The organism is Rhodanobacter glycinis (assembly GCF_900114325.1).
GTDB classification, from domain to species: domain Bacteria; phylum Pseudomonadota; class Gammaproteobacteria; order Xanthomonadales; family Rhodanobacteraceae; genus Rhodanobacter_A; species Rhodanobacter_A glycinis.
This window is the reverse complement of record NZ_FOSR01000002.1, coordinates 198666-210879: the sequence shown is the minus strand read 5'-3', so window position 1 is coordinate 210879 and position 12214 is coordinate 198666. Positions and strand designations below refer to the sequence as shown.

Sequence of the window (12214 nt, the reverse complement as noted above, 5' to 3'; positions counted from 1 at the left end):
GTCATTTCTCCCCGCGTCCGGATTGCAGTCGCGTCACCAGCGCTTCCAGCTCGGCCAGTTCGTCGTCGCTGACCTCGCCGCGTTCGGCCATCCACGCCACGAACGGCGAGACCGAGCCGCTGAGCGTCTTCTCCACGAACTGGCCTACCGCGCTGCGCATCGCCTCGCCCGGGCCGGTGGTGGTGGTGTAGCGATACACACCCTTGGACTGGCGGCGTTTCAGGTAACCCTTGGCGCGCAGACGCTCCATCATGGTGAGCACGGTGGAGCGGGCCAGGCCGTGGGTTTCGCCATAGTCCGCCGCCATCTCGCCGACCGAGGCGGGCTCGCGTTCGGCAAGGTGATGCAGCAGGGCGAGTTCCTGGTCGCCGATGGAAGGTCTGGACATGCGTGGGCGCCTATGACTACAGGTGTAGTTAAAAGCTACACCGTGACTACTCGTGTAGTCAATGCCAATGCGTGCCCGCACGCCTGCGTCGTTTTGCCCAGTGGCAAAGCCCGGCCCTGCACCCGATCTTGATCCGCGACGGCCCACACTGCTTCCGGAACGGAAAAAGCAACGGGGGCGGGCCACGGCCTGTAGCGTCGGGCATGCGTGCCAGCGACGTCGAACAACTTTCTGGAGCCAGATGATGGATACCAAACGAACCCGCATCAGTCCCAAGCGCTCGCCACAACCGGAGGAACAGATCAGCCTGACGCGGCATCACGAGCCGCGCGGCTTTCGTGATCGCGTGGCCTTCGGCTTCGTGAAGTTCCTGCGCTTCATCGCCGACACCTTCTTCGCCAAGCGCTACGGGCATCGCGCGGTAGTGCTGGAAACCGTGGCCGCGGTGCCGGGCATGGTGGGCGCCACCTTGCAGCACCTGCGCTGCCTGCGCCGCATGCGCGACGACGACGGCTGGATCTACACCTTGCTGGACGAAGCCGAGAACGAGCGCATGCATCTGATGACCTTCATGGCCATCATCCGCCCGACCTGGTTCGAGCGCGTGGTGGTGGTCATCGTGCAGGGCATCTTCTACAACGCCTTCTTCCTGCTGTACCTGTGCTCGCCGCGCACGGCGCATCGCGTGGTGGGCTATTTCGAGGAAGAAGCGGTGATCAGCTACAACCACTACCTGGCACAGATCGACAGCGGCGCCGACGAAAACGTGCCCGCCCCGCACGTGGCCATCGATTACTGGAGCCTGCCGGCCGATGCCCGGCTGCGCGACGTGATCGTGATCATCCGCGCCGAAGAAGCCATGCACCGCGACGTGAACCACGGCTTCGCCGACACGCTGCAGCGCAAGTCCGAACACCACGAGCGCATGCACAGCGATTTGTGAGCGCGTTGTGTTGGGGCGGACACGGGCGCAGCGCTGCGTCCGTGTCCTGGCCACATCCCGAGCGGGTTCAGAACGCCATGTCGAACGCCACTTCACCTTCCACGCCGACCTGGTAGGCGGAGACGCGGCGCTCGAAGAAGTTGGTGACTTCCTGCACGTCCTGCAGGTCCATGAAGTCGAACGGGTTCTTCGCGCCGTACTTCTTCGGCAGGTCGAGCTGGGCCAGGCGCTGGTCGGCGCAATATTCCAGGTACTGGCGCATCTCCTTCGACGACAGTCCGACCACGCCGCCGGAGAGCACGTCCTCGGCGAACTGCGTTTCGCAGGCGATCGCGTCTTCCAGCATTTCCTCGACCTGCGCGCGCATCTCCTCGTCGAACAGGTCTGGCTCCTCGGCGCGCACCGTGCGTACCACTTCGAACGCGAACGCCATGTGGCAGCTCTCGTCACGGAACACCCAGTTGGTGCCCGAGGCCAGGCCATGCAACAGGCCGCGCGAGCGGAAGTAGTAGACATAGGCGAAGGCGGCGAAGAAGAACATGCCTTCGATGCAGGCGGCGAAGCAGATCAGGTTGAGCAGGAACTGCCGGCGCTGCGCGCGCGTTTCCAGCCGCGAGATGTCCTGGATCGAGTCGATCCACTTGAAGCAGAACTCGCCCTTGGCGCGGATCGAGGGGATGTTCTCGATCGCCGAGAAGGCCTTGGCGCGTTCGTTCTGGTCGGGAATGTAGGTGTCCAGCAGCGTCAGGTAGAACTGCACGTGCAACGCTTCTTCGTACAGCTGGCGCGACAGATACATGCGCGCCTCGGGCGCGTTGATGTGCTGGTACAGGTTCAGCACCAGGTTGTTCGACACGATGGTGTCGCCGGTGGCGAAGAACGCGATCAGCCGGTGGATCAGGTGGCGATCAGCCGCCGACATCTTGCTGTTGAGGTCGGTGGTGTCCAGCGAAAAATCCACCTCGTCCACCGTCCAGGTGTTCTTGATGGCGTTCTTGTACATCTCGTAGAAGCCCGGGTAGCGCATGGGGCGCAGGGTGAGTTCGAACCCTGGATCGAGGATGTTCTGGGGGTGTTCGGGTTGGGTGGACATGAGTGGTTCCTTGCGTGGTTCGCAGCCGATAAGGCGCGGTGGATCTGGTCGTCATCCAGCGAGGTGCTTTTCAACAGCCGAAGGGCTGATCAAGCTGGGATCCAGCGGCTTTCGCCTACGTGATGGCGTGGCGAGGGCCTAAGGCGCTGGATTCCAGCTTTCGCTGGAATGACGGGTGTTGTGTGTTTCGGAGAAATTGGAAATGCGAGGGCTTCGACCTTGTGTTTATCTTCTCGCGAGCCATCGCAATGGCACGCTGTATGTCGGAGTCACGTCCGATTTGCCAGCGCGTGTCTGGCAACACCGCGGCGAGGTGGTTGACGGTTTCACGCAGCGGCATCACGTGCATGGCCTTGTCTGGTTCGAGCAGCACGAAAGCATGGAGCCCGCGATCGCCCGCGAAAAAGCGATCAAGGCATGGAAACGTGCATGGAAGATCGAACTCATCGAGAAATCCAATCCCTATTGGCGTGATCTTTACGCGGAGATTTGTGGGTGAATCGCCACGTCTCTTCACCGTCATCCCGGTTCCCTCACCGTCATCCCAGCGAAAGCTGGGATCCAGTGCCTTTATGGTGTGCGCGGGAAGTCACTGGATTCCAGCTTTCGCTGGAATGACGGTAAGGAGTTACTGACAGGCCTCGCAGTATTCGGGGTTCTCCAGCGAGCAGAACACGGCGGCACTTGCCTGGTTTTGATCAATAGCGCTCTGATCGATGGCTGGCGCTGCCTTGGCCTCGGCCTTGCCCGCCGATACCGTGGTCTTGGCGATCTTCGTCGCCGGTCGTGAGCGTAGGTAGTAGGTGGTCTTGATGCCGGCTTTCCACGCGTACATGTACATGGAGCTGAGCTGGCCGATGTTCGGGTTTTCCATGAACAGGTTCAGCGACTGGCTCTGGTCGATGTACGCCCCTCGTGCGGCGCCCAGTTCGATCAGTGCCTTCTGCGGCAGCTCCCACACCGTGCGGTAGATCTGGCGCAGGCGCTCGGGGATCGCGGTGATGCCCTGGATCGAACCTTCCGCCAGCTTGATCGCGTCGCGCACTTCGCTGGTCCACAGGCCGAGCGTTTTCAGCTCGTCGACCAGGTAGCGGTTCACCACCAGGAAGTCGCCCGACAACGTCTCGCGCTTGAACAGGTTCGACACCTGCGGCTCGATGCACTCGTAGCAACCGGCGATCGAGGCGATCGTCGCGGTGGGCGCGATGGCGATCAGCAGCGAGTTGCGCAGGCCCTTGGCCTTGATGTTTTCACGCAGCGCGTTCCAGCGTGCGTCATCGTGCGGCTTGGCGTTCGGCCAATGGTCGAACTGCAGGTCGCCACTGGCGGCACGGCTTTCGGCAAAGCCGGGATGGGCGCCTTCGGCCTCGGCCAGTTCGTTCGATTGTGACAGCGCGTGGAAGTAGATCTCCTCGGCAATGCGCGAGGACAGCGCCAGCGCCTCGGCCGAATCGAACGGCAGGCGCAGCTTGAAGAACACGTCCTGCAGGCCCATCACGCCCAGGCCCACCGGGCGCCACTTGCGGTTGGCAGTGGCGGCGGTGTCGATCGGGTAGAAGTTGAGGTCGATCACCCGGTTGAGCTGGCGCACGGCGGTGCGCACGGTGGTGGCGAGCTTGTCGTAGTCGACGGCGCCGTCGACGACGTGGCGCGACAGGTTGATCGAACCGAGGTTGCACACCGCCGTCTCGCCGGCGTTGGTGACTTCCAGGATTTCGGTGCACAGGTTGGACAGGTGGATGACGTTATCCGCCTTGGCGGTCTGGTTGCTGGTGGCGTTGCAACGGTCCTTGAAGGTCATCCAGCCGTTGCCGGTCTGCGCCAGCGTGCGCAGCATGCGCGCGTACAGGTCGCGCGCCTTCACCGTCTTCGCCGCCAGGCCCGCGGCCTCGGCCTTGCGATAGGCGGTTTCGAAGGTTTCGCCCCAGCTGTCGACGAAGTGCGGCACGACCTTCGGGTCGAACAGCGACCAGTCGCCGTCGGTCTCGACGCGACGCATGAATTCGTCGGGGATCCAGTTGGCCAGGTTGAGGTTGTGCGCGCGGCGCGCCTCGTCGCCGGTGTTGTCGCGCAGCTCGAGGAATTCCTCGATGTCGGCGTGCCAGGTTTCCAGGTACACGCAGGCCGCGCCCTTGCGCTTGCCGCCCTGGTTCACCGCGGCGACGGACGCGTCCAGCGTCTTCAGCCACGGCACCAGACCGTTGGAATGGCCGTTGGTGCCCTTGATCAGCGAGCCGCGCGAACGCACGCGCGAGTAGGCCAGGCCGATGCCGCCGGCGAACTTCGACAGCTTGGCCACGTCGGCGTACTTGTCGTAGATCGACTCCAGCGAGTCGGTCGGCGAGTCGAGCAGGAAGCACGAGCTGAGCTGCTCGTGCGCGGTGCCGGCGTTGAACAGCGTGGGCGAGCTGGCGATGTATTCCAGCGACGACAGCATGCGGTACAGCTCCAGCGTCTCGGCGATGTCGTTGCCGCCGAGTGCGCAGGCGATGCGCATGAAGAAGTACTGCGGCGTCTCGGTCACGAAGCGCTTCTGCGGATGACGCAGCAGGTAGCGGTCGTACACCGTGCGCAGGCCGAAGTATTCGAAGCGGCGGGTGGCCAGCGGATCGATCGCGTCATTGAGCTTGCGCGCGTTGGTGGCCACGAAGTCGCGCAGGCGCTCGTTGAGGATGCCCAGTTCGGCACCGTGGGCCACCGACTGCGAGAAGCTCTGGATTTCCTGGCCGGTCACTTCCTTGTCGATGTAGGCACCGAGCAGGCGCGCGGCGAGCTGGCCGTACTCGGGCTCCTCGGCGGTCAGCGCGGCGGCGGTGCGGATCGAAAGCTGGTCCAGCTCCTGGGTGGTGGCGCCGTCGTACAGGCCACCGATGGTCTTCAGCGCCACGCGCATCGGATCGACCGCGTGCAGGCCGTCGGCGCTGCGGGTCACCGCGCGCACGATCTTGTTGACGTCCACCGTCTCCTGGCCGCCATTGCGCTTGGTCACGCGCATCTGGCCGGGGTTGTGCGGCGGGGTGAGGGCAAAGGCTTCGGCCGGGGCGGCTTCTTGTTTTTCTTGAATGGCAGGCATCGGGGTTTCGCTGATGTTGGCCGTGGCCTCGACGGCCTCGGCGGAAAATACGGACGACTCCGCGCGGGCGCCGGAACGCTCGCGGACGGTGGTATCGAGAGGCTGCATGTCGGTTCGCTCCTGACCTTGGGTGTCGACCACCTGCTCCCTCGCGCAGGGTTGGGGTGTGGTCACCGCGGTCACGCGTGCGCGGGGCGCAGATGCCCCGTTGCACGACGCACCTCCCCGCGGAAGCCGTCACCTATTCGACACGACACTCCGGTCGTATCGCGTCGGCAGGTCTTCGGACTCGCGGACATGGGTCTTGCGACCCGCCTACTTGCCTTCGCTTCCCAGCCATGGCGGCCAGTGCATGTGATGGCGTTCGTTTCCGCTTACCGCTGCGGGGCAGTTCCGGATTCGCACCGGATTCCCTATTAAGCCAGCCCGACCGTAGGTCTGGATTGGCACCGACGGACACAACATATCGGGTGATCTGATGCTGGTCAACCCAAGTTATTGTGAATAAGTCGGTGGATAAGCCGGGCAAGGCAAGTGCTGGCGCGGTTTGTGGCGCCTCGCAGAAAGTCGCTGCGTCGTGCCGGGCAAGGGCGCGTGCCGATCCGGCTTGCCGCCGCGGCGTTATGCTCGATCCCGTCGCCTTTCAGGGAGTGATGACGCGTGCCCCATCTGCCCAGCTACGTTCACGGTGCCAGTGCCCAGCCGCTGCTCGGGGAAACCATCGGCGCGTTGCTTGATCGCATCGCCGCCACGCACCCGGAGCGCCCCGCGCTGGTGGTGCGCGCGCAGGCGGTACGCATGGATTACCGCGCGTTCCACGCCGAAGTGGAACGTGTCGCCGCGGGGCTGCTGGCGCTGGGCCTGCAGCGTGGCGACCGGGTGGGCATCTGGGCGCCGAACCGGGCCGAATGGGTGCTGCTGCAGTTCGCCGCGCCCAAGGCCGGGCTGATTCTGGTGAACATCAACCCGGCCTATCGCGCGCACGAGCTGGAACACGCGCTGCATGTCGTGCAATGCCGGGCGCTGGTGTTGCCGCGACGCTTCAAGAGTTCGCATTATCTGGAACTGCTGCACGAGCTGGTGCCGGAGCTGGACGCCGCCACGCCGGGGGCGCTGGCCAGCGCACGGCTGCCCGAGTTGCGCGAGGTGATCCTGCTCGACGACGAGGCCGCTCACGGCACGCGGCTCTGGTGCGAATTGGTCGGGCTTGGCGACACCGCGACGCTGGCGCACCTGCACGAAGCCGAGCGCGAGCTGGGTTTCGATGACCCGGTGAACATCCAGTTCACCTCCGGCACCACCGGCGCGCCGAAGGGCGCCACGCTCACGCATCACAATATCGTCAACAACGGCTGGTTCATCGGCGAGGCGATGCGCCTCACCGAACACGACCGGCTGTGCATTCCGGTGCCGTTCTACCATTGCTTCGGCATGGTGCTGGGCAATCTGGCCTGCGTCACCCACGGCGCCTGCATGGTGATTCCCGGCGAGGGCTTCGATGCGCTGGCCACGCTGGAAACCGTGGCGGCGGAAAAGTGCACCGGCCTGCACGGCGTGCCGACCATGTTCATCGCCGAGCTGGAGCATCCGCGCTTCGCCGAGTTCGATCTGTCATCCCTGCGCACTGGCATCATGGCCGGCTCGCCGTGCCCGATCGAGGTGATGCGTCGGGTGGTGGGCGAGATGCACATGGCCGAGGTGACCATCGCCTACGGCATGACCGAGACCAGCCCGGTGAGCTTCCAGACCTTGCCGGAAGACCCGCTGGAGCGACGCGTGGACAGCATCGGCCGCGTGCACCCGCACGTGGAGGTGAAACTGGTGGATGCCGATGGCCGCATCGTGCCGCGCGGCGAGCCCGGCGAGCTGTGCACGCGCGGCTATTCGGTGATGCTGGGGTACTGGCAGGATGAGGCGCGTACCCGCGAAGCCATCGATGCCGCCGGCTGGATGCACACCGGCGACCTGGCCACGCTGGACGACGACGGTTATTGCCGCATCGTCGGCCGGCTCAAGGACATGATCATCCGCGGTGGCGAAAACGTGTATCCGCGCGAGATCGAGGAATTCCTCTACACCCATCCCAAGGTGCTCGACGTGCAGGTGTTCGGCGTGCCCGATGCGAAGTTCGGCGAACAGGTTTGCGCCTGGGTGCGCCTGCGCGAGGGCACGCAGGCCAGCGAGGCGGAAATCCAGGATTACTGTCGTCGCCGGCTGGCCTATTACAAGGTGCCGCACTACGTGCGCTTCGTCGACGCGTTCCCGATGACCGTCACCGGCAAGGTGCAGAAATACCTGATGCGCGAAGCGATGACGACCGAGCTGGCGGCACGCGTCGACGATTGACCGCGCAATGGCCTACTTGGCGATGCTGTAATCGATCTCGATCGGGTAGGGCGACGGATCGGCCGGCGGTTTGGGCAGCGTCCACGTGGTGAACTGGCCGGCCATGCACTTGGCCACCGGCGTGGCTGGCATCACTTCGACATGGCTGGGCTTGCCATCGGCGCCGACATCGGCGACCAGGGTGAACGGCGTGGTGTCGGCCGGCGCATTGCTGGCCAGGCAGCTGCGGTAGGCATCGGTGGTGGGGTTGCCGATCTGGCCCCACAACACTTTCTGGTAAGCCGTGCCGGCCGTACCGGCTTCGATCAGCTTGGCCTGGGTGACGCGTGCGGGGAAGCCGCCTTCGTGCGAACTACCGAGCAGCAGGGCAAGGGCAAGAACAGTGATCATGCGTGGCTCCGCGGAAGGACACCGTACCAAGGTAGCAGTTTGTCGCCGGGGTGTTGAAGATGCCGGCTCCCTGGCGAGACATCCCGGCGTTCCCGCAGGAGCCTGCTGGTGGGCGGTGCTTTTTCGGGTGCGTGACGGAGAGCATCGCCCGCCAGCGGGCTACGAGGACGTGCGATGGCGTGGCGGCAGTGGTGCGGCGGCGTAGGAACGCAGCCAGCCCGGCACGTCACGGGCGGGCAGTGGACGCGAGATGTGGAAGCCCTGCACTTCGTCGCAGGCCATGGCCAGCACCACGTTGTGCACCGATTCGCTTTCCACGCCTTCGATCACCACGCGGAAACCCAAGTCGCGCGCCAGCGCGCTCACCGATCGCACGATGGCCGCGTCGGCGTGGCTTTTGTCGATGCCGCGCACCAGCGACTGGTCGATCTTCAGGCTGCTGGCCGGCATCTGGCGCAGCGAGGCGAGGTTGCTGTAGCCGATGCCGAAATCGTCGATGGCGACAGTGGTGCCCAGCGCACAGATCGCGGCCAGGTGCCGGCGGGTGGCGTCGCAATGCTGCATCAGGGTGCTTTCGGTGAATTCCAGTTCCAGCAGGTGCGGATCGATGCCGTGGCGGCTCATCAGCACCTGCAGCCGCGCGACCAGTTCGGCATCGAAGTCGGCACTGGACACGTTGAGCGACAGGCGAATGTCCAGCCCGTCCGCGCGCCATGTCGCCAGCTGTGCCATGCCGTGGTCAAACACCCACTCGGTCAGTGCGCGCATCAATCCGGCCTGTTCGGCCAGCCCGATGAATTCGCCGGGCTGCACTTCGCCCAGGGTGGGATGGTGCCAGCGCAGCAGGGCCTCCAGTGCCACGCAACGGCCACTGTCCAGGTCGATGCGGGGCTGGTAGTGGAGATCCAGTTCGGCACGTTCGGTGATGGCGGCAGCCAGTTCGGTGACCAGGAAGAATTGCTGCCGGTGGTGTTCGTCCTGGGTTTGCTCGTAGCGGGCCCAGCCCGGCGCGTTGCGCTGGGCTGCGTGCGAGGCGCTCATCACTCGTCGCAGCGGATCGCCGCCGCGCAATTCGCGCGCGTCGACCTGCAGCAGGCCGATGCCGGGCCGCAGGGTCAGCGGGATGTTGAGGCAGTCGAACGGATGGCGCAGTCGGGCCACCAGCTCGTCCAGTCGTGCCGGGGTCGGTTCGCCGTGCGTCTGCGGCAGCACGATCGCCAGGCGCGTCACGCTGACCTGGTACAAGTGCATGTCCGGTGTCATCCACTGCTGCACGCGCGCGGCGACCACGCGCATCAGTTCGTCGGCATAGGCATGGCCCATGGCGCGCACGAAGGCGTTGAAACGTGCCACCGACGCCACTTCAATGGCCACCAGCCACGCGTGGTTGGTGTCATCGCGCAGGTGGGTGCGCAGGTCCTCGAAGAAGGCGCTGCGGTGGGGCAACTGGGTCACCGGGTCGGTACGCCCCAGGTAACTGCGCAGCACCACGCCGGCGCCGGCCAATGCGGCGGCATCGCGCAGGGCCACGCGCTCGTGTTCGGCCAGGGCCGAGCGCGGGGCATGGTCCATCACGCAGAGCGCGCCCACTTGCTGGCCAGTGAGGGTGCGCACCGGCTCGCTGGCGAAGAAGCGCACCGGTGCGGATGCCGGATGGGGCACAGGTGGCGCCGGACGGAAGCGGGCATCGTCGCCGGTATCCAGCACCACTTCGGCGGTATGGCTGCGCGCGGCCTCCAGGTAGGCGGTGGCGAGGATGTCGCTGGGTCGGGTGGGGTCGTCCGCGCCGGCGGTGTACCAATAGGCGCGGCCGTCACTCAACACCAGCGCGACCAGCGGCACATGCAGCGCCTGCGCCGCGAGCCGGGCCACCGCATCGAAGCCGGGCACGGCAAAACGGCTTTCCGGCCTCGCGTCATCGACGGCGGAGGGTGGTTGACCGTCACCCGGCACGGCGTCCGGGCGAGTCTCCGACAGCGTGTGCATCGTGAATCCCCCAGCAGGAACGGCGTGACGTTCAAGCCCCGGCTTTCAGGCTACTGCCGCCATGCGGGCAGCGCAATGCGCGCGTGCGTCAACCCTGGCGGTGCGGCAGCGCCAGGTATTCCTCGCTCTGCATTTCGATCAGCCGCGACTCGGTGCGGCCGAACTCGGCGCGCAGGCGCTCGCCGTCGTACAGCTCGGTGATCGGCGCGGCGGCGGACAGCACCAGTTTCACGTGGCGGTCGTAGAACTCGTCCACCAATTGCACGAAGCGCTTGGCCGCGTCCTCGCTGTAGATGGTGAACTGCGGCACGTTGGAAATGATGATCGCCGGGCCGGCCTTGGCCAGTGCGATGTAGTCGGCCACCGCGCGCGGGCCGTCGCACAGCGCGTCGAAGTCGAACCAGAGCACGTTGTCGGCACGCTTGCGCAGCGGGATCGGGCGGTCGTTGATGACGATTTCGCCTCCTTCGCTGACCTCGCCATGGGCCTGGCCGTCGAAGATGCGCGCCAGCGCGCGCTCGGCTTCGGCACCGGGCGGCGTGTGGTAGACCGGCGCCTGCGACAGCGCGCGCAGGCGCCAATCCTGCGCGGACACCATCTCGACCACGCGGCATTGCTGTTCGATCAGCGCGATGGCCGGCAGGAAGCGGGCGCGCTGCAAGCCGTCCTTGTACAGGTTGGCCGGTGCGGTGTTGGAGGTGGTGACCAGGCTCACGCCGCGCGCGAACAGGGATTCGAACAGGTTGGCCAGGATCATCGCGTCGCCGATGTCGTTGACCAGGAATTCGTCCAGGCACAGCACGCGGCAGCGTTGCGCGATGCCGGCGGCCACGTCCACCAGCGGGTCCTGGCGTTGGCCCAGTTCGCGCATCTGCTCGTGCACCTCGGCCATGAAGCGGTGGAAGTGCCGGCGCAGCGCCACGCCATGCGGCAGGCTGGCGGCGAACAGGTCCATCAGGAAGGTCTTGCCGCGGCCCACGCTGCCCCACAGGTACAGGCCGGGAATGGCGCCGGCGCCGGTTTCGTCATTGCCGAGCAGGGATTTCAGCCGTCCGAACAGGCCGTTGCCTGGCGCTGCCACCGGCGCGCACAGCGCGGCGTGCAGCCGGTCGAACTCCGGCAGCAGGGCAAGCTGGGCCGGGTCGGCCTGCCAGCGGTGCGCAGTGACACCTTCCTGATAGCGAACGGAGGGAGCGATGGGATTGGCGGACATGCGAAAACAGCCGGGAGGGTGGGCGGGAGGCTCGGGGCGCGAGGCATGGGCCTGCGCGGCGTGTGGCTCAAGCGACGCTGCGGGGTTCCGGCAGCCAGTCGCGTACGGCATGCTTCACCGCGCCGCGCAGGTCCATCAGGCGGCGGTGGAAGAAATGGCCGGTGTCGGGCATGCGGATCAGCTCGGGCGGCTGGTCCATGCCGTCGATCCAGTCGAACACCGCTTGCGGCTCCACCACTTCGTCCGCTTCGCCCATCACCACCAGCCACGGGCAGTTGGGCAGCACGTCATTGGCCAGTTCCCAGCGACCGACCGGCGGCGCGATGCTGACCAGCGCCTGCGCCTGCAGTTTCGTTGCATTGCGGATGGTCACGTAGCTGCCGAACGAGAAGCCGGCCAGCCACAGCGCGTCGTGCGGGCGCACGCGACGCAGCCACGCCACCACCGCGGCCAGGTCGTCGCTTTCGCCATCGCCGTCGTCGTAGCTGCCTTCCGATTCGCCGGTGCCGCGGAAGTTGAAGCGGATCGTGTCCAGCCCCGATTCGCGCAGGCTGCGCTCCAGCATCGTCACCACCTTGTTGCGCATGGTGCCGCCCTGCACGGGGTTCGGATGGCAGATCACCACCACGCCGGCACGCGCGCCGGGGCGATCGGCGATCTCGCTCAGGGTTTCCAGCTTGCCGGCCGGCCCGGACAGCGCGAAGCTGGCGGCCTGCTCGGGAAAGTCGGTGGGGTCGTCGGGAAGCTCGGTGAGATTCATATGCACATGATACCCGCCGGGC

General features: G+C 65.9%; 10 protein-coding genes and 1 riboswitch. Of the genes, 3 read left to right on the top strand and 7 right to left on the bottom strand.

Going from position 1 to position 12214, the window contains the following annotated elements:
• Position 1 precedes the first annotated feature (1 nt).
• Complete coding sequence (locus BMY90_RS03275; RefSeq protein ID WP_092701483.1) at positions 2–388, bottom strand: BlaI/MecI/CopY family transcriptional regulator; 387 nt, start codon at positions 386–388, stop codon at positions 2–4.
• Between the two features lie 244 nt (positions 389–632).
• Here BMY90_RS03275 and BMY90_RS03270 point away from each other — a divergent pair, with 244 nt between their 5' ends.
• On the top strand, positions 633–1331 hold the full coding sequence (locus BMY90_RS03270) for an alternative oxidase (RefSeq protein ID WP_092701811.1): 699 nt from the start codon (positions 633–635) through the stop codon (positions 1329–1331).
• A gap of 67 nt (positions 1332–1398) precedes the next feature.
• Here the strand turns inward: BMY90_RS03270 and BMY90_RS03265 are convergent, their stop codons facing one another.
• Positions 1399–2424: a ribonucleotide-diphosphate reductase subunit beta gene (locus tag BMY90_RS03265; RefSeq protein ID WP_092701480.1), complete on the bottom strand. Its 1026-nt coding sequence runs from the start codon at positions 2422–2424 to the stop codon at positions 1399–1401.
• Between the two features lie 202 nt (positions 2425–2626).
• Here BMY90_RS03265 and BMY90_RS03260 point away from each other — a divergent pair, with 202 nt between their 5' ends.
• Positions 2627–2923 (top strand): GIY-YIG nuclease family protein, encoded by a 297-nt coding sequence (locus BMY90_RS03260; protein WP_092701478.1) that lies wholly within the window; start codon positions 2627–2629, stop codon positions 2921–2923.
• A 129-nt stretch (positions 2924–3052) separates the two neighbouring features.
• Here the strand turns inward: BMY90_RS03260 and BMY90_RS03255 are convergent, their stop codons facing one another.
• Positions 3053–5497, bottom strand: coding sequence for a ribonucleoside-diphosphate reductase subunit alpha (locus BMY90_RS03255; RefSeq protein WP_092701809.1), 2445 nt, complete (start codon positions 5495–5497; stop codon positions 3053–3055).
• 257 nt (positions 5498–5754) lie between these two features.
• Positions 5755–5965, bottom strand: a riboswitch (cobalamin riboswitch).
• Between the two features lie 192 nt (positions 5966–6157).
• Here BMY90_RS03255 and BMY90_RS03250 point away from each other — a divergent pair.
• Entirely contained in the window at positions 6158–7843 is a 1686-nt protein-coding gene (locus BMY90_RS03250) for an AMP-binding protein (RefSeq protein ID WP_092701476.1), read from the top strand.
• Positions 7844–7855: 12 nt separating this feature from the next.
• Here the strand turns inward: BMY90_RS03250 and BMY90_RS03245 are convergent, their stop codons facing one another.
• The 4 genes from BMY90_RS03245 to BMY90_RS03230 all read right to left on the bottom strand — a co-directional run bounded on the left by BMY90_RS03245 (position 7856) and on the right by BMY90_RS03230 (position 12192).
• The gene (locus BMY90_RS03245; RefSeq protein WP_008210294.1) at positions 7856–8233 is read right to left on the bottom strand and encodes a hypothetical protein; all 378 of its coding nucleotides are present in this window, start codon (positions 8231–8233) and stop codon (positions 7856–7858) included.
• A 159-nt stretch (positions 8234–8392) separates the two neighbouring features.
• Positions 8393–10219 carry a putative bifunctional diguanylate cyclase/phosphodiesterase gene (locus BMY90_RS03240; protein ID WP_092701473.1) on the bottom strand — a complete coding sequence of 609 codons (1827 nt, stop codon included), beginning with the start codon at positions 10217–10219 and terminating at the stop codon, positions 8393–8395.
• Positions 10220–10307: 88 nt separating this feature from the next.
• The gene (gene zapE, locus BMY90_RS03235) at positions 10308–11432 is read right to left on the bottom strand and encodes a cell division protein ZapE (protein WP_092701470.1); all 1125 of its coding nucleotides are present in this window, start codon (positions 11430–11432) and stop codon (positions 10308–10310) included.
• A 67-nt stretch (positions 11433–11499) separates the two neighbouring features.
• Positions 11500–12192, bottom strand: a complete 693-nt coding sequence (locus BMY90_RS03230; protein ID WP_092701467.1) for an alpha/beta hydrolase — start codon at positions 12190–12192, stop codon at positions 11500–11502.
• Between the last annotated feature and the right edge of the window lie 22 nt (positions 12193–12214).

Bases quoted from the DNA above. Each gene is read 5' to 3' on its own strand.
- BMY90_RS03275 (WP_092701483.1), bottom strand. From the start codon at position 388: ATGTCCAGACCTTCCATCGGCGACCAGGAACTCGCCCTGCTGCATCAC.
- BMY90_RS03270 (WP_092701811.1), top strand. From the start codon at position 633: ATGGATACCAAACGAACCCGCATCAGTCCCAAGCGCTCGCCACAACCG.
- BMY90_RS03265 (WP_092701480.1), bottom strand. From the start codon at position 2,424: ATGTCCACCCAACCCGAACACCCCCAGAACATCCTCGATCCAGGGTTC.
- BMY90_RS03260 (WP_092701478.1), top strand. From the start codon at position 2,627: ATGCGAGGGCTTCGACCTTGTGTTTATCTTCTCGCGAGCCATCGCAAT.
- BMY90_RS03255 (WP_092701809.1), bottom strand. From the start codon at position 5,497: ATGCCTGCCATTCAAGAAAAACAAGAAGCCGCCCCGGCCGAAGCCTTT.
- BMY90_RS03245 (WP_008210294.1), bottom strand. From the start codon at position 8,233: ATGATCACTGTTCTTGCCCTTGCCCTGCTGCTCGGTAGTTCGCACGAA.
- BMY90_RS03240 (WP_092701473.1), bottom strand. From the start codon at position 10,219: ATGCACACGCTGTCGGAGACTCGCCCGGACGCCGTGCCGGGTGACGGT.
- zapE (WP_092701470.1), bottom strand. From the start codon at position 11,432: ATGTCCGCCAATCCCATCGCTCCCTCCGTTCGCTATCAGGAAGGTGTC.
- BMY90_RS03230 (WP_092701467.1), bottom strand. From the start codon at position 12,192: ATGAATCTCACCGAGCTTCCCGACGACCCCACCGACTTTCCCGAGCAG.